We start from the raw sequence: 22,887 nt of genomic DNA on the forward strand, positions 1-22,887 counted from the left end.
TTAGTTACCAATCAAGGAATTTAATAATTTCTGCAATGTTATTCAATATTTCCGGCCTAAAGAAAAACCACAACAAACCGGAGGTGAAAATAGTTGCAATTATCCGCTGACTGACAGGGATTCCTACCTGAAGGTCGGTTTTTTCTTGTTTAAGAAAAAAGAAATAAGGGATTTTCAGATAAAAGAAAAGGGAGAAAATAACACTCAAAATCGCTACGATCAAATAAGTAAGCATCACCGGATCACCCACCTGCTGATACCAGTCCCACATCACTGTAAACAGGTAAAATTTAGCTGTGAACCCGACTGTGGGAGGAAGGCCGATCAAAGCGATCATCACTACTACCATCAACCCGCCCATATAAGCCTCTGTTTTTGAAAGTCCCGAGAAATGATTGATCTCTGTTTTTCCATGAATTTCGAAAACAGAAACCAGATAAAATACAGCCACATTCATCATGGCATAAACCACCGCATACCAGGCAAAGGCCACCGCACCATTTTCAAACGGAATGAGCAAGGTCACTAAAATAAATCCCGAATGAGCAATGGCCCCGTACGCAATCATCCGCTTAACATTGGTCTGCCCCAAAGCGCCAAGTGTGCCAAGAACGATTGTGAAGATGCCAATCACGGAAATGGTAACGTACAGCCAGTAAAGTTCCTGAACCCCCACAGTCATGAGGATTCGGTGAAGCAACACAAACCCACCCAACTTTGGAACTACTGAAAGTACCATTACGGCATCAGTTGGTGCTTCCTGATAGGCAGAGGGCACCCAAATGTGAAATGGAACTGCACTCACCTTGAAGAGTATTCCGCCAATGAAAAGTAAAATTCCCACGTTCAGGAGCACCGGATCTCCCGTCAGGTGAAGATCCATTTCAGAAAGTGACAGTGTCCCTGTAAAACCGTAAATAAGCGACATTCCGTAAAGCGCCAGTGCAGACGTGACGCCCCCAAAAATGAGGTATTTCATTCCAGCCTCAAAAGCGCCCTTCCTAAAATTGAAATTGGTGAGCATGTAGGCCGAAAACGATGTGAGCTCTACCGCCAGATAGATCACAAGGAGGTGATTCACAGAGAGCATCAGAGTACTACCTAATATCAGAGAAAGAATCAGGAAATAATACTCTGATCGGTGCCTTTCGGCTGTAGGAAAAAACACAATCCACAGTGAGGTCACGCCAAACAAAAGTTTCATGATTTGCCCCATTGAATCAGTCACCAGCGTTTGGTCAAATAAAAATCCAGAAACACCATCTACCTGAACCAACCACATGGCCACCAAGATGACCACCACGTAGATCACCCGACTCACCAGAGTTTGCTTCCATACAAGACCGGCCATCAACAGAATAAGGGCACCTGCAGCCAGCGAGATTTCAAAACTCAGGCCTCCGAGACTGTCTAAAATATTGGTGAGCTGATTGGTGAGCATGGTCTATTTATTTAGGAAATAGTGCCCCTGATCCAGCACACGCTCTACAAAAAACTGAATGGAATTGTCGATGGGATCAAGAATCAGTGATGGAAACACCCCGAAGAGCACTACCAATACTGCCAGCGGACCCAGCATCAACCATTCCCGAATAGTGAGATCCCGCATTAAAGACTCCCATTCACGCTCCCTGGTCCAGAACTTACCAAAAAACATTCGCTGAAGGGTCCACAGATAATACCCGGCTGAAATGATGATCCCAAGCACGGCCACCATACCTATCCACCTTGGGAATACGCCCGTGAGCGACTCTGTGCCGATGGCCCCCATAAGTACCAAAACTTCTCCAACAAATCCGGAGAGCCCGGGCAGCCCCAAAGAGGCAAAAAAGAATAAAACCACAAAAAAGGTATACTGTGGCATTTTGCTGGCGAGGCCACTCAGGTTTTCAATTTGCCGGTCATGGGTGCGGTCATAGATCACCCCTACTATCAGGAACAATGCTCCGGAAATAAAGCCGTGGGATACCATCTGAAACAATGAACCGGAAACGCCCTCGCTGGTGATCGCTGCCAGACCAAGCAGGACAAACCCCATGTGGGAGACGGAAGAATAGGCAATCAATTTTTTAATGTCATTCTGAGCCATGGCCACCAAGCCACCATAGATAATAGAAATCAACCCAATGACGGCCACCGGATAAGCCATGGAGATTGCTGCATCCGGGAAAATCGCATAACAAATCCTGAAAAGACCATACCCTCCTACTTTCAAGAGCACCCCTGCCAAGAGCACAGAAATGGCCGTGGGGGCTTCCACGTGGGCATCCGGCAGCCATGTATGGAAAGGCACGGCAGGCAGTTTGATCATAAACCCGACAAGCAACAGGATAAAAGCCACAGACCTCAGAGGCATTCCCCAGAGCACATATCCACTTTCCGGGGACAGCAGTGTATTACTCAGATAAATACCGTCCATCATCTGGATCAGACTAAAAGTATTCGTTTGTGCGCCTGCACCATCTATACTCCCTACCGACAGGTACAGACCGATCATCACGATGAGGATAAACAAAGAACCCAGAAGGGTATATAAGAAAAATTTGATTGAAGCGTAAGACCTCCTCGGCCCTCCCCATATCCCGATGAGGAAAAACATAGGAAGCAACATGAATTCAAAGAAGACATAGAAAAGGAAAAAGTCGAGTGAAGCGAAGCACCCGATCAAACTCCCACTCAAAATGAGGTAAAGCATGAAATATCCCTTCACTTTGGTGGTCAGCTTCCAGGAGGAAGCCACACCGATCACCAGCAAAATGGTGCTCATCACAATGAGCGGCATACTGATGCCATCCACGCCCACCGAATAGTCCACCTGAAGGGATCCATAATTGCCCAACTGAAGCGAAAACCAGGGTGCCAACTCTACATACTGGAAAGCATCCGCCCAGGCCTTTGGCTGAATGGATCCATCAAATCCAAAAAACAGGATCAGGCCAAAAACCAACTGTGCCAACGTGGCACTCAATGCAATCCACCGAATGGCCTGACGCGAAGAAGCCGGCAAGACCCCCACCAAAAAAGCGGCTGCCAACGGCAAAAAAATCATCCAACTAAGCAGGTAGTTCATCATATTTTCTACTTAACTAATATTGAGACCACAGCACAAGCAGCAACAGCAGGAGCATCATCCAGATAAGCTGATTCTGAACCTTGCCCGATTGTATTTTGCTAAACATTCCCCCCACACCTCTGAATAGCCAGGCTACGAAATTAACCAGTCCATCCACAACTTCACGATCGATCACCGCCAAAGCTTTACTAAAAACCACAGTGGACACTCCCGCTGCATTGACTAACCAATCAATCACCTTCCGATCAAAAACACGGGCTGCTCCCGCCATCCTTATATAATTTCTTGATAGACCGTCGTAAACCCTTTCCAGGTACCATCCCTCAAAGGTCAATCGGCTGTACCACTTCGTTGGCACCTGAGCCATCTGATAGCTCAAAGTGCGCATTGACCCGGGTCTAAAGAAAATGTAGCTGATCGCTAAACCGGCAACGGCCAGCGCTATGGATAGTATCATGGTCCAAATCTGGATGCTCCCATGTCCATGGTCTACGGTGTTTCCAAAAACAAAGGACCCCAGCCACCAACCATTGGCATCCAGTGGACTGAGTGCGTTGGCCAGCCAAAGTGCTCCAGCTGACAAAACGATTAACGGAACCTTCACCAGACCCAGTGGCTCCATATGCGGTAGCCTTTCAATGGCAGTACGGGGATTCCCATAAAAAACCAAAAGGATTTGCCGCCCAATATAGATGGGGGTAAGCAGTGCAGTAATAAATGCCAGATCTGACACCAGATAGGCCAGCCAGTACCCCTGGGCAGAATGCCCTATCGCCCAGAGCCAGACCCCAGACAAAATACCTTCTTTGGACAGAAAACCTGAAAACAATGGGAGTCCTGAGAGTGCGAGCCCACAGATAATAAAAGCGATATGGGTAAAAGGCAATACTTTTCTTAACCCACCCATCATTCGCATGTCCTGAGCATCAAAGGTGGAATCATCATGCTTAAGGGTGTGGAGGTAATGAATAACCGCACCAGCCGCCAGAAACAATCCCGCTTTAAAAAAAGCATGGGTCCAGAGGTGAAAAAGGGATGACTCATGAGCTCCTGCTCCAATGCCCATCACCATATAGCCAAGCTGTGAGATGGTAGAATACGCCAATACCTTCTTGATGTCATGCTGGGTGAGTGCGGAAACTGCCGCCATAAATGCCGTCACTGCACCAATGACAGCCGTAGCATTCAGCACCATTGGAGACAAAAACGGTACCACACGAATCAGCAGATAAACACCCGCCGCCACCATAGTGGCAGCATGGATCAGCGCCGACACTGGCGTTGGGCCGGCCATCGCTTTTGGCAACCACCCCGAAAATGGAAACTGTGCTGATTTACCCAGCGCACCAATCATCAGACCAAAGCCTGCCAGATTTACCAACAACGAGGAATCTCCTCCGGTCAGAGAAGACAAAAATGGCTGATTGAGTTCCGTAATCATTAAAATCACACCGATCAGCAGGCCTGCATCGGCCACCCGGTTGATCATAAAAGCTTTCCTGGCCGCAACGGCTTTCTCTTTATCCTCAAACCAGAACCCAATCAGCAAGTATGAGGAAAAACCAACCAGCTCCCAAAAGATGAAAATGAGAAGAAAATGATCTGCTGCCAGCAGCCCAATCATCGAAGAAGTGAAAAAGCCGAGTTTGCCAAAATACCGATGAATGGCCCGGTCATGACTGAGATAATGCGCAGAGAAAAGATGCACCAGCAGGGACACCAGGTAGACCAACCCAATCAGCACCGCACTGATCCTGTCTATGGCCCACCCAAGTTCATATCCGGGAAGCCACTCCCATCGAACCACAACACTAGATTCATAACTCTGATAAATTAAAAAACCAGCCATTACCGCTCCAGGCAGCATGCTTATCAGAGAAAGTCTGCCAGCATTCTTTGAGCCTGAAAGGTAAGTAATGATTCCACCCAAGAGGGGGAAAATAAGAACAAGTGCTATGTAGATGGCTGAGGTCGTCATTAGTTCTCCAGCGTATTTAGATCATCCAGATCAGACGAATCATAGGTTTTATAAATATTGAGCAGGATAGCCAGGGCAATAGCTGCCTCCGCAGCAGCAATCACCACCGAAAAGATGGCAAAAACCTGCCCGTTCAGGTCCGGATCAAACTTTGAGAAGGCCACCAGGTTCAGGTTGGCTGCATTCAGCATCAGCTCTATTCCGATCAACACGAAAACAGCATTCTTTTTGATCAACACAATAAGCAGCCCACTGCACAGTAAGAAAGCCGATAGGATCAAATAATAGGTTAAAGGAATCTGAGTCATGCGTTTCCTGATTTTTTAGCCAGAAATGCCGCCCCCACCAGTGCTCCCAAAAGCAAGAATGCAATCACCTCAAAAGCAATCAAATGGTCTGTGAGGAAGAGAACACCGATTTTCCTTACCTGATCCATATCCGAAACTTCAGCATTCGTCCATGTCAGCCCAGAGCTCAATGTCCATTTCGTCAACAACAAAAAGAAAACGGCGCATACAGTACCGCCCAGCACCACACTTCGGTGTTGGGTAAACACACCCTCATCACTTACTCGCTTGGTGAGCATAATTCCGAAAATAAGCAGTACAATGACCCCCCCGGCATAAATCATAATCTGCACGACCGCCATCAATTCCGCATGAAGCAGCACATAAGTAGCCGCCAGTCCCAGCAGTGAAATCACGAAAGCAAACGCCGCCCGAATGATGTTTTTGGTAAACATGAGGTACAGGACGGGCACTACAACCATTAGCCCGAAAAACGCTGCAAATACATCACTTATCCCCATTGTCATCTTTTGGTTTCTTAGGAATCATCGGCCTGGGCTTAAACTTAGGTTTGTTCTCTGGCTTGTCAGTCTCGCCATCGGCGGCTTTGGGTTTCAATACTGGCTTCATCGCAGGTTTTTTCATGACCGGCCGAGGCTTTTCTGTCTCCGCTGGCTTAGTGGACTGCTCCTCATTAGCGGCAGGTTTTGGCTTCATGACCGGCTTTGCGCCAGCTGGTTTAGGTGCCATAGGTTTAGGGCGCATCACAGCTTTGGCTTTCACAGGCTCACGCTCAGAGTCCCCTTTCGCAGCCTTGGCTGCCGCCTTTTTCTCCTCAAACGCTGCCAGTTCTTTTCGCTTCTGCGCGATCTCCGCCAGGCTCATCTCAGCAAAAGAGTACACATGATCATTCACATCAAACTCACTGAAATCATAAACCTTGGTCATGGTGAGACACTCCGTCGGACATACAGTCGTGCATAGGCCACAAAAGCAGCATTTGGACATATCTATGTCAAATTTCGCGGCGTGAATCCGTTTGGGTGTTCCATCTGAGGTCATCCCAAAAGTCTCAGGAGCCAATATGGGGTCTATCTCGATGCAATCTACCGGACATACTTTGGCACACTTATCACATACAATACAGTCATCGATCTCATTATGCAGCCGATAGCGGGCATTGTCGGGCACAGGCAAAGACTCATAAGGATACTCCAGTGTCACGATCCCTTTGTCCGCATCAAAATACTTTTCATCGGCTACCCCTATGGGGGTTCTTGATTTTCTGGCATCCGCCAAATAGCCAAAAGTGAGCTTTAATCCCTCACTCATGGTGCTAAATGCCTCTTTGATATTTTTAAAGTATCCACTCATAACATCCACAGTTTCCAAATGCCAACCACAAACAACAACAGAATGGCTGCCGGAGTTAAATATTTCCAAGATAATGACATCAACTGATCCACCCTTAGTCTGGGATAAGTCCATCGAATCATCATCTGCAGAAAAATGAAGAAAGTCCCCTTACTCACCAGCCAAAATGCACCCCATACTGGGCCTGTGGTCCAGTCGGCCAGCTTTAAGACACCCACATTGGGCAAAGGTGTGTTCCAGCCACCAAAAAAAAGAATGGCCGCCAGAAAAGATACCAATAGCATCATGGCATATTCGGATAGCATGAATATACCCCAGCGAAAACCACTATACTCAGTGTGATAGCCCCCAATCAGCTCAGACTCTGCCTCCGGCAGGTCAAAAGGCACCCTATTGGACTCCGCTAGTCCTGAAATGAAAAAGATCAGAAACACTACCCACATAAAAGGCATGGTGAAGACGTTCCAGCTGAGGAAGCCACCAATACTGGTCACCTCCAAAGATGATATGCCCAGGAAGTAACGCGGAGCTTCTCCTAAAATACCCTGCTGCTGTGTAATGCTCTGGAGGTCCATGGTCTGTGCATACATCACCACAGCCAGCACCGACAGTCCGAGTGGTATCTCATAGGAAACAATCTGTGCTGCTGAGCGCATGGCGCCGTATAGGGAATACTTATTATTAGAACCCCAGCCAGCCATCAAAATCCCCAGAACATCTATGGAAACGATAGCCAGAAGGTAAAACACCCCTACCGAAAAGGCGGGAGGAAAGGCATCAGTAGTCAAAGGGAGTGCCGCAAAGCCTCCAAAAATAGAAGCAAATATGAGGATGGGCGCGAAAAGAAATAATGCTTTGTCAGCTGCCTTTGGCCGAATGTCTTCCTTCTGCAACATTTTCAACAAATCGGCTACTGTTTGAAACAAGCCCTTTGGACCCACCTCCATCGGACCGAGGCGGTTTTGTACGAACGCAGCGATCTTGCGCTCACCGTACACGCCCACCACGACAAACCCCAATAAAAACGGCAAAAAGAATAAAAAAGTGATCATTAGCCCTAAAACATCGGTCTTTCTAAAAATGTTAGCGGCTAAGTTAAACGAAGACACTGACAAGCAGAAAAGTTTGCCTATTTCTCATCAAAGGACACCTCTCATTGGAAAATCATTAATATGAAATATGGATGTTCCTCAATCTTTGCGATAATTAAAAAAAAGAAATAAAATTATGCAATATCTTCCTTTTAAAATATAATATTCTGATTTTAATGATTAATTTTGTTCTGTTGTTATATAAAAACTGGAATTTACAGAACCATAAAACAGCAAAAATATGAAGAGGATATTAATGTTTTTTTTGGCCGTTACTGCAGGTACTGCACTACTGGCCCAGTCAGGAGATGAAGAGATGTTTCACTTCAGAGCCATGGAAGATAAACTGGATGATTCCGCCATTGATTTGGCATTCATCAGGGGTCACTTCATGGGAGAGGAAGTAGCTAAGAAACTTTACTTGCTCCGTGAGCGATACACCTGGGTAGAAGAGGAATCTTCGACCAATCCCACCCCGAAAACCTATATAGATAAACCTGCTATCTATAATTCGGTGAAGAAACTGGAGCGATTCTACAAAAAAGGAATCAAGAAAGGATATATCAAAGAGGAGGTGGCCATCGCCGAGTTTCAACAGATTCTGGACATAGCCATCTTCATCAGAAACCAACAAACTGCGGAGTTTGAAGACCTGCTGAGTCAGCTCAAGGAAGACGAGCAAATTGTGGGGATGTACACTAAAAAAGTCCTTTTAAGCTATTAAGTAAAAGATTTCTCCAATTTAGTCATGAGAGCCAGCGTTTACGCTGGCTTTTTTATTGTCCTTTTTGGTAACTTCCGCATATTATGGCGCACCCAATTATCATCATGGGAGTATCTGGCAGCGGCAAGACGACCATCGGCCATCTGGTCGCTGATCGACTCGGTAAGACTTTTCTGGATGCAGATGATTTCCATCCGGAAGAGAACAAAACCAAAATGGCCAGTGGCATACCTCTCAATGACGATGACAGACTCCCTTGGCTTCAGACACTGAAAGAGCAACTCATATCTACTCCTGGCGTGGTGCTGGCTTGCTCAGCCCTGAAGGCCAGCTATCGTTTCATTCTGGATCCCAACCACGCCTATTCCTGGATTTATCTGGATGGTAGCAAGGAACTGATCTTTGAAAGACTTAAAAAGCGTGCAGGTCATTACATGAAAGAAAACCTCCTTGACAGTCAATTTAAGACACTCGAAGTACCTGCCGATGCACTGAAGATCAGCATTGATCAGCATCCGGATGAAATCGTTTCAGTCATTCTCAAATCATTGAAACCGTAGACTACTTTTTGATGATCCTGCGTATGAGGTGAAAGGATTCTCCTTTGATTTCCAAAAGGTAAATCCCGGCGGGCCACTCGTTATGGATTTCCATTTTATGGCTACTCAAAATAAGCTGACCGCTCATATCGTAGACCATTACCGATCTAAACCCACCCTTTAAATCATTGGGAATTTTGATGCTGAACTGATCCTCAACAGGATTTGGTACAATCATAATCTCAGGCCATTCGGTTAGGCCCAGGACCACAAACGGATCTGACCAAACGGAACAGCCTGCGTCACCTACTGTGACCGCTGCCTCATATGTACCCACTCCAAACACCACAGAGGGGCCGGTTTCTCCCGCCATAAGCTCACCATCGAGGTACCAGCTAATGTCTGCATCTGTCTCTGCAATTTGCAGGTGACCATCCACTAAATTGATCATAGGCTTCTCCGGAAGCTCATATTGATAGGCTACTGTGATTTCCTGAGAAAATTCACAGCTATTGGCATCAACCACCGTCACCTCGAAGCTACCAGCTTCGTCCTTCTCCAGGACCTCACCGGATAACTGCTCTTCGCCTACCCAAAACGTATAAGCCCCTGACCCGCCAGCTCCTGTCATAGTCAGCTGACCTGAGGAATTTTTGGCACACAAAAACCCGGTAGTCTCATAGGTGAAGTACAGCGAGTCCGGCTGATCAATCGTCAAGAAGTATTGCAACTCGCATTCATTTTCATCTTTGATCGTCAGAAGGTGATCACCCGAACCAAGAGAAAAGGTGGAGGTATTGGTGAACCCCATTTCATTTATCTGATAACTGAGCGCTCCGCTCCCACCCGAGGCCTCTGCATCTACGGTTCCTTCGCCTCCAAAACATTTAGCGTCAGTAACTACTACCTCCACAGTAAGCGGCTCTGGGGAGAGGACTTCAAAGTCTTCTGTTAGAATACATTCATTATCTGTGCCCTCCAGGGAAACCGTATGTATCCCTGCAGATAAGCCCGCGGCATTATTACCAGATAGCGACTGACCATCTACACTAAACTGATAGGCACCTCCACCCGAAACCGTAAAGGTGGCTGAACCATCAGCAGCATCATGACAGGAAGTGGGTTGCACACTTTTATTAAGCACTCTGCTCTCAATAGTCAGTGACTCACTGTAAGTCCTGTCTAATTCATCTTTGACAGTGACCGTATATGCACCCGCTGCCAGGTCGCCAAACTCACCATCAGACACAAACGTCTCACCATCCAGGCTAAAGGTATAATTCTGCGTACCGCTCGTTTGGACGGTTATCATACCGTCATTGGCATTGGGGCAGGTGTATGGAGTGGCTTCCATTTTCACAAAGGCCTCAAGTCGAATATTATCAATGTAAAGGTTATTTCCGTACCCATTGGTCGTTCTAAATGCTACCTCAGTACCTTCCAGATTTTCGGGCACAGTAAACTCCAGCGATACGGACTTCCATTGCCCTGAGGTGGGCGAAAAGGAGCCTGTTTGTGCTGGTTTGGTAGCCAGTCCGGCGCCTGATTTATCCCACAGACTCACCCAGTCGGCCTCACAGCTACCCCGATACAAAACAGCCATGCGGTCGAAATAAGTATTATCATAATAGGTATAGGCATAGTCGAAAGTAAGGCGATAATCCCGGGAGAAGGAATTATCCACCAGCGGCAAAACCAGATAATCCTCTGCCCCCACTACTCCATATTCATAGAAATTCACAAAAACACTCTTTTGCCCCTCTGACGAAACCCCCAAAACCTGCTCAAAGGTCTTCTGTCCGTCTTCATTGATCACTTCCAGGTCAATTCCGGAGCCTTCAAATCTGGCCACCTTAGAGATCAATGTAGTCTGAGGAATAGCAGCCACCAACACCTGATCTTCCATGAGAAGGGTGTCCTTATTTCCCCCTGTACCAGACACAATGAGCCGCACGTCAAATACCCCTCCGGTTTCGTAAAGTACCTCTGGGTTTTGAGCCGTGGAGGTCTCCGGAATCCCTCCTTCAAAATACCAACTCCAGCTGGTCGCATTGAGTGACCGGTCGTAAAAATTGATGGATGTACCGGCGCAAGCTTCCGAGAGATTTTGAGTGAAGTCTGCGGACACAATTTTCTTATACAAGTAAGATCGATAGGCATCATAGGCCTGATTGATCCTTGAATACTGCCCATCCGAAAAAACATCCCGACAAAACTTGAGGGAGTAAGACATGATATTTCTGGGATCCGGCGTGAAAGGATCGTTATTGGCGTCCACGCTCGTACCAGTATAGATACAACTCGCATTCACATTGGATCCGCCCAACTGAGGATCTGCGGGTGTATCACAAAGCTCGTCTCCGGCGGTCTCACAGTTGACGCGAGCCACCAGCTCATCGGTAAGTTGGCTATTGGAACTGCCATGGGTATGATACAGGGTAAAATAATGGCCTATTTCATGCGGGAGTGTACTCCCATTGACTGCACAACTATTGTCCATAAGTACACGGTCTGGCCCACCGGGGAAATAGGCATATCCGCAATAGCTACCACCCTGACTGTCTCCTACCGAGTTGGCAAAATAGATATTGATGGTTTTGGCCACATCGTACTTTGCACCCATAGCCACTTCATCATCTGTATTGAAGTCAAAATATTCGGAATCATGAATCTCGGTGATTCCAGCTAAAAAAAATGCCAGATTAGCGTGACTATAATAGTCATTCAGCACGTCCATAGCATCATTGAGTTCCTGTTCGGTCAAGCCTCCTGTACCATCTGTCCTTCTGATCAGGTGGGCAGTAATGGCTACATTTTGCACAGGCACATCGGCCATTCGGCCGCCAGATCTCGCATCCGGATGAAAATCCCTGAGCAGCTCAAGCTGTCGCTGGGTAACCACCGTAGCACAAGGCTGTAGCTGGGCATGAAGCTGCCAGGCAGCAGTGAAAGCAAAAAAGAAAAGAATTTTTTTCATATCTAACCTGGCAACCAGCCTACCACCATCCCTTCCAGTCGGAAAGAAAGCGGCTCTGCAAGCCCATCTATTGACACATCGTTTAATACTACATTTACCCGATAGGTGACACCTTTGAGGTAAAGTTCAAAATCTTCCTGACTCAGGGAAACATAAACCACCCCAGCAGTAGCCGGCACACGTTGAAGCTCCCTGGGTTTCACGGAGGGCATCACGTCATTGCAAAGCATGGAAGAAATGTCCTGATCAAATGCTCTGTACTCCACCGACAGACCATCCTCCCCCACTCGGAAAGTATTTTCCCGCCCAAGGGGCATCACCTTATCATCAACAAAAACCCGCAGATATCCCGTTCCTGACTGGTGGAGCACAAAAACCTGAAACTGACCACAGGAAACTGTAACTCCGGTAAAAGGCCCAAAATCATCCAGAGGCTGCTGAGAGGGCGGGGGTGTGCAGGCACTGGCCAAAAACCACATGAAGGCAATGAGGGGCTTTTTCATAGGTGCACCAAATTTAGCGGAATAGGGTTTCTGGCATGATTAGACCATTACACTTTCTGTCTGTACACTGGCAGGAAGTTCAACGACAAATTCGGTGCCCACATTTTCCTGGCTTTGTACATAGATGCGACCATTATTGACCTCTATGAACTCATGAACAAGCTGCAATCCCAATCCTAGCCCCTTTTCGCCTGCAGTACCATAGGTACTCTTGTCATCTTCCAGCATAAAGATGTTCTCAACCTTCTCCTCCGTCATACCCACACCTGTATCCACGACGCGTATCTCCACCATTTGATCCTTAACCTTGGCAGCAAGCTCCACCTTGCCACCTCTGGGAGTGAATTTCAAAGCATTATTAACCAGATTTCTCAAAATAGTCATGGTGGTATTTCGATCCGCCCAAAGTGAAATATCCGGATCAATATCCGCAGACAAAGCGATCCCTTTTCCCCTGGCCATGTTACCCAGTGTGGCCACCAGTTCCTCGGCCATCTCTTTGAGATTGAGTGATTCCGGTGCATAAGAAAACTGCCCCTGCTGCTTCATCGCCCAGCTGAGCAGATTATCCAGCAGGTTGGATAACTCGTCCACTGACTTGTCAATGTCATCAGCCACTTCCAGAAGCTGATCCGGCTCTCTGGAGGCCACAAAGTATTTGATCAGCGAACTGATCCCATGAAAAGAATTGATCGGCCCTCGGAGATCATGAGAAATGATTGAAAAAAACTTATCCTTGGTTTCATTGAGTGTCTCCAATACACGTTTTTGTTCCTCCAGCACTACATTGATTCGCGCCTTCGATCGGTAATAACTGAAGCTGACATAGGCCAGAATGGTCAGGATGATTGCAATCAATGTGGCGGTGGTGACGATGATCTGATGATTTTTCTGCTCAGCCTTCAGTAAGTCCACCTCCGCCTGTTTCTTCGCCAGTTCAAAGGCGCCTTCCAGATTCTCAATTCTGTTATAGATTTCATCGTTGGAGATACTGTCTTTCAGGGCAACATACTCCTGATGGTACCTATAAGCGGATTCATAATCAGCACTCATCGCATAGATATCTGCCAATCTCAAGCTATTGTCTCTGATCTCAGCTTTTAGTCCATATCGCCTGGAAATAGACATACTCGAATCTGCAAATTCCTTAGCGTCACGAAGCAGTCCCTTTCGCTGATAAATCTCCGCCATGTAAGTGAGAAAAATGGCGCTTCCATAGTGATCTTCCAGCTTTTCCAGCTCCCGGATTGAGGCTCTCACATTCCGCTCCGCCTGCTCAAGGTCTCCCTGCTGCGCCTGTACCAGACCAATATTCCCCAAATTATAAGCAAGCCCCGACCGATCACCACCCATTCGCTCATAGATCCGCTTCGACTCCTGAAAACAGACCAATGCCGAGTCGTACATATTAGACATATAATACTCATCGCCCATATTGAGTAAAATGGTAGCCAGTAAAACACTGTCCTGAGAGGTGAGTTGACCGAGCGCCTCCTTATAATAGAGAAGAGAATTGTTATGGTTTCCCAAAATGGAATAAACATCCGCCAAGGCCGTGTTGGCACCAGCCTCCCCTTTGATATACCCCGACTTCTCTGCATAGTCCAACGCTTTGAAAAGAGAGTATATGGCCACATCAAAGTCACCCATGAGCCGATAGGCCTGGCCCTGATTTAAATAAGCATGATGCAGAAACTTGAGATCCTGTATCTCTCTGGCCTCCTCCATGAGGAGGTCAGCAAATTTCAGTTTCTTTTGGGGGTCTGTTTGATTATTGGCGATCAGGGTAAGAATTCTCAGACGAGCAGTGTCTTGCCGAGGAAATCTATCGGCTACTTCGATAAGGCTATCAGCCACCGACTGATCCTGACCAATGCCCAAAAAGGGCAATAATGAAAGGAATGTTGCTAGTAGAATATGATAGCCTTCTCGATTCATCATATATGAAGGTAACTACTTTCGATCAAAATAGGCTTTCTCCAATCCATTTTAGCTTATCGGTAACGGTAGCCTCACAATAAAGGTGGTGCCCATGCTCTCTGCCGTTTCCACATCAATACTTCCCCCATTCATCTCCACAAACTCATGTACCAACTGTAAGCCCAGGCCGAGCCCCTTCTCCCCGGCCGTCCCATAGGTACTTTTCTTATCGTGAAATTTAAACAAAGTATCCAGTTTACTCTTGGGAATCCCCACCCCGGAGTCCGCAATACGAATCACCGCGAGTCCATTCACAGTCTTGGCTGATATCCTTACCTGACCTTTTTCCGGGGTGAATTTCAGGGCATTGTTCACCAGATTTCGAAGAATGGTCATGGTCATGTTTTTATCTGCCCATACTTCCAGATTCTCCTCCACTCTGGTTGAAAGCTCCACATTTTTTGCCTTGGCCATGTTACCAAGGGTTTTAACAATCTCTTCAGCCATTTCTCCCAGACCGAGCCTTTCGGGATTGTTTGGAAAATGTCCCTGCTGCTGCATGGCCCATGTAAGGAGGTTGTCCAGCAGATTGGATAAGCGCTCCACGGATTCGTCTATGTCATCGGCGATCACCATCAGTTGATCAGTTTCTTTGGTTTGCACCAAAAACTTGATCATTCTGCTAATCCCGAAAAATGAACTGACAGGGCCCCGAAGGTCATGGGAGATAATAGAAAAAAATTTGTCCTTGGTCTGGTTGAGTGATTCCAGTTCGCGGTTAATTCTGGATTTGGTCTGATAGTACTTGTAAATAATCCCGGCCAACACCACCAACACCAGCGCAAAAGCCCCAATGACAACCATGATCAATTGTTGGATTCTCTTCTCTGCGGTCAGTACATCCACCTCAGCCTGCTTTTGACCCACCTCATACCTAGTCCGCATATCCGCTAGGTTCTGGATCATGGCCAGATTGCGAATACTGTCTCTGTAGACAATGTGCTGTTGGTAAAACTGAAGGGCTTTTTCAAAATCACCTACATGAGTATAAAATTCACTCATTTTCAAACTCCCATCGCTAATCTGCTCCTTGAGCCCGCGCTGATGAGCCAGTGCCAGTGCTTCTTCCACCAGATCCCTGGCCTGCTTGATTTGATTCTTTTGAAAATAAACATCCGCCAGATGAAACTGATAAGTGGTAATCGTACCGGCATCATTTCCCATCGACGATTTGTACTCCAAAGCATTAGATAGTTGCTCTTCCGCCAAATCGAGGTTACCAAGACGAGCATTCACCATGCCAATATTGCCGGTAATTACCTTGGTGAGGTATTCTCTTTTGAGTTCCTGAGCGAAAAATTCCGCTTTTTGATAGTACTTAAGCGAAGAGTCGAGATAATCATTGTTGTAGTATCCTTCTGCGAGATTGTTGTAAGCAATGACCTGCCTTATAGAGTCCTGATGATCTCCGGTTTCGTATTGCCCGATGCACAAGCTGAAATAATGGGCAAGTTTTTCAACGTCTCCGATTTTACCATAAAGCGTACCGATAAGACTGTTGACCATCGCCACATCCTTTTTGGTAAGATGCTCGCCAATTCGGAGTGCCTCAAAAAGGTATTCCAGTGCTGACTCATAGCTACCCTGGGATTTATAAGCCTGACCCAGATATACATTGGCCCAGAACTTATTGGAATGATCAGCCTCCTGAGCCTCCTGCAGAAGCCTGTTGCCATAGAAAATGGTAGAATCATCGTTATTGACCGAATGCAGCAAAATGGACTTGAGCACCTTGATTTTTTCCTCATAATCCATGTTTTGAAGGCTTATTCCCTTCAGGCTATCGAGTTTATCACTAGCCCGCACGCATGAACTCAAAAGGAGTGTCAATAATAATAGTAAAGTGAATCTTGTGGTCATTCAGCTGGAAAGATAACAAGCAGGTGGTAAAATACCACCTGCCAAAACATGTTATGCACCATACAGATTGCTATCCTGGAGGACACTCAGGGTCACAGTATTTCAGATCGGGATCCACAGAAATGGCAGTGGTCTCTCCCGCCGGGATCACGTTGATGGTATACTTCGTCTGCGCTCCTTTGATAGCATTGGATTTTACTTTCCCGGTCTTCTCCTTCTTGTCTCCTATAAGGGGAGTGTCAATGATTTCATCATTGTCCAGATCCACCGTAATATCATCAATGCTACTATCGTATGCCACCCAGGTAATTTGCGAATTCTTACCTAAAACAGATTGCGGGGATTTGGCTGAGACAATTCCCCAATTGTCCTTGTCTGTGCTCCACCAGAGCTCCTTTTTCTGATAGGTCAGATAAATTTTAATCTTCTTAGCCATTAGTTGTGTTGGTTAGCGGTTAGAAAAAATTAGTTAAGCGTAATTATCTTCAATATATCAAATGATACACTTTCTGTGGCACATCATCCCCAAAAACCGTCACTTGAGTTGCAAAAAACCAATGTCACAACCCCGCCAACCCTACTTTTCTACAAATAACGGCAGACTCACTACAAAGGTGGTCCCCTTTCCCGTTTCGCTCTCCACTTCGATGCTACCTCCGTTCATCTCTATAAATTCATGCACCAACTGCAACCCAAGTCCAAGTCCTTTTTCTCCTGAAGTGCCATAGGTACTTTTCTTATCCTGAAGCCTAAACAGGCTGTCCATCTTCTCCTTTGGAATCCCAACACCCGTATCAGATACCCGTATTTTCACCATTTGTTTATCTCGCTGGGCCGAGACGGTCACCTGCCCGCCCTCAGGTGTAAACTTCAGTGCATTGTTCACGAGATTTCTCAGGATGGTCATGGTGGTATTCTTGTCTGCCCAGAGTACAAGATCTGACTGCACGTCAGCAGAGAGGTCAATTTTCTTGCCTTTGGCCATAGTGCCAAGTGTGTTCACCAGCTCACCAGCCATATCGGCCAGATGGAGTTTTTCCGGATGATTCGGAAACTGACCCTGCTGCTGCATCGCCCAGGTGAGCAGGTTATCCAACAGCGTGGAAAGGCGCTCTACAGACTCATCTATGTCATCGGCTATCTCCAGCAACTGCTCAGTCTCTTTGGACTGCACCAGAAATTTGATCATTCTGCTAATCCCAAAAAACGAACTAACCGGCCCCCTCAGATCGTGGGAGATAATGGAGAAAAACTTGTCCTTGGTCTGGTTGAGTGCTTCCAGCTCCTTATTGATCCGGGACTTGGTTTGATAATATTGGTAAATCACAATAGCCAGAATAAACAAAATGAATGCAAACGCAGCGATCGAAATCATGACCACTCGCTGAGTCTTCTTTTCTGCGGTGAGCAAGTCCACTTCCGCCTGCTTTTGACCCACTTCGAATTCCGTACGGATATCCGCCAGCTTTTTCACGGTGCTAGCATCTGAGATACTGTCTTTGTAGAGAAAATATTGCCTCAGGTAGCCCATCGCTTGTTGATAGTTTCCTTCTGCCTCATACAATTCCGCCAGTTTGCCATACGCATCTCTCATTTGCTCCTTCAGGCCAATATCTCGGGCCATCTTCAGCGATTCGTTGTAGATGGCTATTGCCTTATCGATCAACCCCTGGTCTACATAAATTTTCCCCAAATGGATAAGGTAATCCGAAATTCCGTAAGTATCTCCAAGTGGCTTAAGGATCTCAATAGCCTCCCTGAGATCAGCCTCGGCACCCTTATAGTCGCCTAGCTCCCGCTTGATGAGGGCCTTATTTCCAATACTATAGGCAATACCAATGGTCAGCTTGATCTCAATGAAAATGGCTTTTGCCTCATCATAATAGATGATCGCGGAATCATATTCCTTATTTTCATAATAGTTATAGCCTGTATTCAGCAGTGTCAGTGCCAATTGTTGAGTATCTCCGGTGGCACGAAAAATGTCAATGGCTTTGTTGTTAAAACTGATCGCATTGACAATGTCATTATCTCTCCTTAGAAAGGTATTTGAAATCTCGGCATATACTTCTCCCAGATTGGTTCTCAAATCATACTTCTCTGCTATGGTAGCGGATGCAAACAGGCTTTCCAAGGACTTCTCCAGGTCCCCTCTGAGCCTGTATCCTATACCAAGTGCACTATACCCATACTGTAAATGGTAATGGTCTTTTCTCTTTTCGGATAGCTCAATCAGCATGAGACTGTACTTAATCTTTTCATCAGGATTAGTCTCACTCAGGGTGATTTTCTTTAACACACTCAGCGAAACAGAGTCTTCAATGATTCCGGGAAGGGTCAGCTTGAGACTGTCAGCCATTTTCTGATTCTGAGCGTAGCTGGCCAAGTACAGAAAAAAAAAGGTGGTGAACATCACCACCTTTCTGATTTGATTATTAGTCATATGTAAAAATCACAAAATTTATGGTTGCGGCACCTGAATGGTAGGATCTTTATCCACATTACCTCCATTTTTGATCTTATAATTGATGTCGTAGCCATTCAATGCAGGATTGGTTGGAGATTCCGGGTCGGTACTCACCACCCCACTATAGGTTCTCTTTGTATTATCAGTGGCAGCAGGTTTGCTAGACCAAATATCTTTCCAATTTCCCCCTGACGTTTTCGTTTTGCCCACATTAATGTTATTGATCTTGTCAATGGAGTCATCTGCGCATGTCCACACAACCGTATCTCCAGGGTTCGCTCCCACTATGGAGGTTTCGGTCATATCATGATAAGTTACATTGTCCGTAGAATACTGTAAATCTCCCCCAGAGTACTTCAAATAAATTGTAATTGTTGCCATTGTTTAGCTTGGTTTAGCGGTTAAAAAATTAGTTTATAATTTGATCGTCCAATATATCAAATGATATAGTTTTTCAAAGAACTTAATCCGCAAAAGGTTAGCTATTCATTTGTAATTCTTTGAAAAAAAAGATTCCTCCAGGCACTAATATTCTATTTTGTGGTTCAGCACTGATTGATCTCAAGGTGCAATCCAACCTATGCACACTATCTTTTGATATACTTTGGCATAAAAAAAGGTCTCCCAATTAAGAGAAACCTTTCTATCTACAATTCAATGTCTTACAATTAATAATTTTGGTTGATGTACCACTTGGCAGTGAGCAGTCTGGACACCTGAGAAGGGCTCTTCGCCAACTCAAGATTTCTATCCAAATGCTTCTTTATTTTGGATACGCAAGAAGCGATGAGCATTTGCTCCTCCGCATCAAATTCGGCTTGAAAACTGGCAGTCTGGGGCTGATTGGTGAAGGTTATCATAATCTTTTTCTTTAGGACATATCAAAACTCCTAAAAACCTCATCAATTAAAAACTGAACAGTTGCCAACAGGAAATATCAGGAGTGAATAGGGATTTTCAGCCCTTAATCAGAAATGGGAGATCATTTTCGATGGTTAAATAGCATTTTCACAGGCATATATAGTACTATTCTCATATTTTCCCTAAGAAACCAATACTACTTGAGTCAACTCCAAATTTAGATCATCTTAAAATCAAGCCGTTTACTGGCATCACCACAGTGAATGCCGCCCCTTCACCCTTCTTGCTAGATACCCGGATGCCCCAGCCATTTCGGGTGGCAAGCTCTGAACAGAGCGAAAGCCCTATGCCAGTCCCTTTCTCACCTGAAGTGCCCATTTCAGAATCCATCACCACACGGCCCCTGATCTGCTCCAACCGCGACTCTGAGATCCCCACCCCCTCATCTCGCACTGTACAGACTATTGATTCTGATTCGGTCTGCACACTCACATAGATACTCCCTCCTTCACGGTTAAATTTCAGGGCATTGTTCAGCAGGTTTCTGATAATCACGCGAAGGTCATTTTCATGCACCTGCAAAATCACATCCGGAGACACCTCGTTGCGCAGTAATATTTGCTTTTTCCGCAAAATCTCTTTGAAAAGACCCGCGCTCTCTTCTATTAACTGATGCAGGCACACGGCACTCTTATGCGAGGGTGCTCCATGAAACTGAGCTTTGGCCCACGAAAGAAGGTTGTCCAGCATATGCGAAAGGCCAGAAAGGTTCTCCCTCACGCTATGGGTATATCTTTTCATCTCTTCCTGACTTAGCTCGCCATGATCCTGCAAGTAGAGTGTATTTTTCAGGGTATCTATAGGGCTCATCAGGTCATGGGCTATGATGGAGAAAAGCTTGTCCTTTGTCCGGTTGAGCTCCTTCAGTTGATGCTCCACTTCCTTCAGCTCCGTCACGTCCGTCACAAACACTGTCACATACTCTACCTGGTTATCATCACCGAAAATGGGAAAATACTTCCCATAGGAGTGTGTGAAAGCCCCGTTTTCCTGAGAAATATTCTGATAAAAGTCCTGGGGAGTTCCTGCCAGACACTTCTCAATGAGCGGATCATGAAAATCCACAATCTCAGCCGGCAGTACATCTCTATAGTGACGGCCAATGATCTCGTCCATCGGTATTCCAAAGGCATCTTCATATTTCTGATTCACAATCAAATAATTCCCTTTTCTGTCCAACATAGCCAGAAACAGTGGCAGGTTATTCAATAATGAATCCATCATCAGCTTGGACTTTTTCAGTTGTTCTTCGCTGGAGGTCAATTTTTCATTCAGGAGATCAGCCTCCTCTATAGAGCGGGCCAGTTCATCTCTGAAAACAGAACTGAAGAAATAGATGAGCAGAAACGCCACGCAATAATTGAGAAGGGCAAACCAATAATCGGAGGGAAGGGGAATATCATGTGATATATACTTGAGGGCCTCCAGGCCACAGAGCGCAAGAAAAATGCAAGCGAAAACGCACCTTCTCCACCAACCCTCATAGAGAATCGGCGCTATGACTGATAGACCAATGATAATCACCTCGAGGTGCGTTTTTCTATCTATGAGAATATTGGAGTAAGCCACACCAGATAACATAGCCAGTAGCCCAAATGTGAACAATGATGCTGCAAAGTGATACCTTCCGAGGTTGAGTAAAAAAATGACGGGCAAAAAGATAAGTAGAATGGCAAGTAAACAAGCAAGGGACTGAAGGACCAACCCCGAGAAACCATTGATGCACATGAGCGCCAAGGCAACCACTATGGCCACAAAATTGACCTTCTTTAAGACCACAAACTTCCTCCTCTCTAACCCAGAAAGATCATCATGCACGCTGATAAGGAACCTGGTTAACTCCATCACACCCTCTGTTATGAAACACACTATGGATGTAGAAGTGAGTAAATCCCCTGACTATATATAGCCTGGAGTGAGAGCTGGTGACTTCAACTCCTAAATGGAAGTTTGAATCACTCTTAAGATATAGCATTTTATTCAAATATCCGGGGTTAGGAGCAAAAACTATGTGATCGTTCTCCAGGGCACAATCTATTGTCATTTTGAGAAGGTCTTGTTCAAAATGACAAGAAAAAGGATATCTACAGTTTTGAAAGAAAATTTCAACACCCTGTATTACAGTGATTTAATTCTATAACTCAATTCTGGAACGGGCTTTGGCATATGGAGAACGTACCAAAAATTATGAAAGTTATGAAAACGTTTAAATCAATTTTAGCAGCGATTCTTATTGTTGGAACAGCAGGTTTTTTAATGTCCTGCGAAAGTGAGTTAGAATCCAAAGGTACCGCGAGCATTGGAGTCACCGATGCGGCCGTTGATGCCGAAAATATATCTGGAGTCTACCTCAAAGTAAATGAAGTGCAAGCTACAGCACAGGGTAAAACCAAAACGGTAGTGGCCTTTGATTCTCCTAAGACTTTTAATGTTATGGACTATCAGAGTGGTGCCACCTACGATCTTGGTGAAGGCCAGATTGATGCGGGTAGTTACAGCGAACTGAGATTCATACTGGATGAAGGTTCTTATGTGAAGTTCAAAGATGGAACTACCGCTGACCTGGATGTACCTAGCGGTACTACCTCCGGTTATAAAGTAAAAGGTGATTATGAGATCAACAGCGATAGCAGAACCAACCTTGTGGTTGACATTGACCTCAGAAAAGCTTTTGTGAAAACCGGATCTGGTGAGTACAAACTCAGATCGACAGCACGAATCGTGAATAAAGACCGATCTGCGGTCATCAACGGTACCGTGTCTGGTAATACAGCTGATAAAGTGGTGGTTTATGCCTACGAAAAGGGTACTTATAAAGAGTCTGAAACCGCTGAGCCAGCAGATGGCGAGTCGAGGTTTGAAAACTCCATCAACAGTGCCGTGGTAGCCAATGGCCAGTTCACAATGGCCTACATGGAAGAAGGCGAGTACGACCTGATTGCTGTGGCCTATGATGAAAACCCTGAAGAGGATACTTACGCTTTCAGAAGCGCCTCTGAAGTGGACATGATGGTAGCTGGCTCACTGTTGAGTGTACTCAAAGTGGAAGCAAACGCTAACATCAACGTATTAATCAATCTTGATTTCTAAAAAGACCTTCAAACATTCACCTG

Annotated in this window: 19 protein-coding genes; 3 read left to right on the top strand and 16 right to left on the bottom strand. The window is 45.8% G+C overall.

Annotated elements, in window-relative coordinates; translation table 11 throughout:
• Positions 1-4 precede the first annotated feature (4 nt).
• From ACHKAR_RS21310 to ACHKAR_RS21340, 7 genes are read right to left on the bottom strand one after another with little or no spacing between them, the layout of a single operon-like run.
• On the bottom strand, positions 5-1,441 hold the full coding sequence (locus ACHKAR_RS21310; protein ID WP_395419475.1) for an NADH-quinone oxidoreductase subunit N: 1,437 nt from the start codon (positions 1,439-1,441) through the stop codon (positions 5-7).
• A gap of 3 nt (positions 1,442-1,444) precedes the next feature.
• Positions 1,445-3,073: a complex I subunit 4 family protein gene (locus ACHKAR_RS21315; protein WP_395419477.1), complete on the bottom strand. Its 1,629-nt coding sequence runs from the start codon at positions 3,071-3,073 to the stop codon at positions 1,445-1,447.
• 13 nt (positions 3,074-3,086) lie between these two features.
• Complete coding sequence (locus tag ACHKAR_RS21320; RefSeq protein ID WP_395419479.1) at positions 3,087-5,051, bottom strand: NADH-quinone oxidoreductase subunit 5 family protein; 1,965 nt, start codon at positions 5,049-5,051, stop codon at positions 3,087-3,089.
• Positions 5,051-5,359: an NADH-quinone oxidoreductase subunit NuoK gene (nuoK, locus tag ACHKAR_RS21325; RefSeq protein WP_159582164.1), complete on the bottom strand. Its 309-nt coding sequence runs from the start codon at positions 5,357-5,359 to the stop codon at positions 5,051-5,053. Before nuoK ends, ACHKAR_RS21320 begins: the two co-directional genes overlap by 1 nt.
• A complete protein-coding gene (locus ACHKAR_RS21330; protein WP_395419480.1) occupies positions 5,356-5,859 on the bottom strand; it encodes an NADH-quinone oxidoreductase subunit J family protein in 504 nt (167 codons plus the stop codon). The genes nuoK and ACHKAR_RS21330 overlap by 4 nt, the downstream gene beginning before the upstream one ends.
• Complete coding sequence (locus ACHKAR_RS21335) at positions 5,846-6,712, bottom strand: 4Fe-4S binding protein (protein ID WP_395419481.1); 867 nt, start codon at positions 6,710-6,712, stop codon at positions 5,846-5,848. The genes ACHKAR_RS21330 and ACHKAR_RS21335 overlap by 14 nt, the downstream gene beginning before the upstream one ends.
• Positions 6,709-7,764: a complex I subunit 1/NuoH family protein gene (locus ACHKAR_RS21340; protein ID WP_395419482.1), complete on the bottom strand. Its 1,056-nt coding sequence runs from the start codon at positions 7,762-7,764 to the stop codon at positions 6,709-6,711. The genes ACHKAR_RS21335 and ACHKAR_RS21340 overlap by 4 nt, the downstream gene beginning before the upstream one ends.
• A 280-nt stretch (positions 7,765-8,044) precedes the next feature.
• Between ACHKAR_RS21340 and ACHKAR_RS21345 the strand changes: the two genes are divergently transcribed.
• Entirely contained in the window at positions 8,045-8,527 is a 483-nt protein-coding gene (locus tag ACHKAR_RS21345) for a hypothetical protein (RefSeq protein WP_395419484.1), read from the top strand.
• Between the two features lie 83 nt (positions 8,528-8,610).
• The gene (locus ACHKAR_RS21350; RefSeq protein WP_395419486.1) at positions 8,611-9,087 is read left to right on the top strand and encodes a gluconokinase; all 477 of its coding nucleotides are present in this window, start codon (positions 8,611-8,613) and stop codon (positions 9,085-9,087) included.
• A 1-nt stretch (position 9,088) separates the two neighbouring features.
• Here ACHKAR_RS21350 and ACHKAR_RS21355 read toward each other — a convergent pair whose 3' ends face one another.
• From ACHKAR_RS21355 to ACHKAR_RS21395, 9 genes are all read right to left on the bottom strand, one after another.
• Positions 9,089-12,043 carry a T9SS type A sorting domain-containing protein gene (locus tag ACHKAR_RS21355; protein ID WP_395419488.1) on the bottom strand — a complete coding sequence of 985 codons (2,955 nt, stop codon included), beginning with the start codon at positions 12,041-12,043 and terminating at the stop codon, positions 9,089-9,091.
• A gap of 2 nt (positions 12,044-12,045) precedes the next feature.
• Positions 12,046-12,546 carry a hypothetical protein gene (locus tag ACHKAR_RS21360; RefSeq protein ID WP_395419490.1) on the bottom strand — a complete coding sequence of 167 codons (501 nt, stop codon included), beginning with the start codon at positions 12,544-12,546 and terminating at the stop codon, positions 12,046-12,048.
• Positions 12,547-12,585: 39 nt separating this feature from the next.
• The gene (locus tag ACHKAR_RS21365; protein WP_395419491.1) at positions 12,586-14,487 is read right to left on the bottom strand and encodes a tetratricopeptide repeat-containing sensor histidine kinase; all 1,902 of its coding nucleotides are present in this window, start codon (positions 14,485-14,487) and stop codon (positions 12,586-12,588) included.
• Positions 14,488-14,535: 48 nt separating this feature from the next.
• A complete protein-coding gene (locus tag ACHKAR_RS21370; RefSeq protein WP_395419493.1) occupies positions 14,536-16,386 on the bottom strand; it encodes a tetratricopeptide repeat-containing sensor histidine kinase in 1,851 nt (616 codons plus the stop codon).
• Between the two features lie 70 nt (positions 16,387-16,456).
• A complete protein-coding gene (locus tag ACHKAR_RS21375; RefSeq protein ID WP_395419495.1) occupies positions 16,457-16,822 on the bottom strand; it encodes a hypothetical protein in 366 nt (121 codons plus the stop codon).
• 141 nt (positions 16,823-16,963) lie between these two features.
• The gene (locus ACHKAR_RS21380) at positions 16,964-18,829 is read right to left on the bottom strand and encodes a tetratricopeptide repeat-containing sensor histidine kinase (RefSeq protein ID WP_395419497.1); all 1,866 of its coding nucleotides are present in this window, start codon (positions 18,827-18,829) and stop codon (positions 16,964-16,966) included.
• 18 nt (positions 18,830-18,847) lie between these two features.
• Positions 18,848-19,234: a hypothetical protein gene (locus tag ACHKAR_RS21385; protein ID WP_395419499.1), complete on the bottom strand. Its 387-nt coding sequence runs from the start codon at positions 19,232-19,234 to the stop codon at positions 18,848-18,850.
• A 287-nt stretch (positions 19,235-19,521) separates the two neighbouring features.
• Positions 19,522-19,713, bottom strand: coding sequence for a hypothetical protein (locus tag ACHKAR_RS21390; protein WP_159582175.1), 192 nt, complete (start codon positions 19,711-19,713; stop codon positions 19,522-19,524).
• A 223-nt stretch (positions 19,714-19,936) separates the two neighbouring features.
• Positions 19,937-21,619, bottom strand: a complete 1,683-nt coding sequence (locus ACHKAR_RS21395) for a PAS domain-containing sensor histidine kinase (protein ID WP_395419501.1) — start codon at positions 21,617-21,619, stop codon at positions 19,937-19,939.
• A gap of 351 nt (positions 21,620-21,970) precedes the next feature.
• Between ACHKAR_RS21395 and ACHKAR_RS21400 the strand changes: the two genes are divergently transcribed.
• Positions 21,971-22,864 (top strand): DUF4382 domain-containing protein, encoded by an 894-nt coding sequence (locus tag ACHKAR_RS21400; protein ID WP_395419503.1) that lies wholly within the window; start codon positions 21,971-21,973, stop codon positions 22,862-22,864.
• The last annotated feature ends 23 nt before the right edge of the window (positions 22,865-22,887 follow it).

The organism is Marinoscillum luteum, from assembly GCF_044005705.1.
Taxonomy (GTDB): Bacteria; Bacteroidota; Bacteroidia; order Cytophagales; family Cyclobacteriaceae; genus Marinoscillum; species Marinoscillum luteum.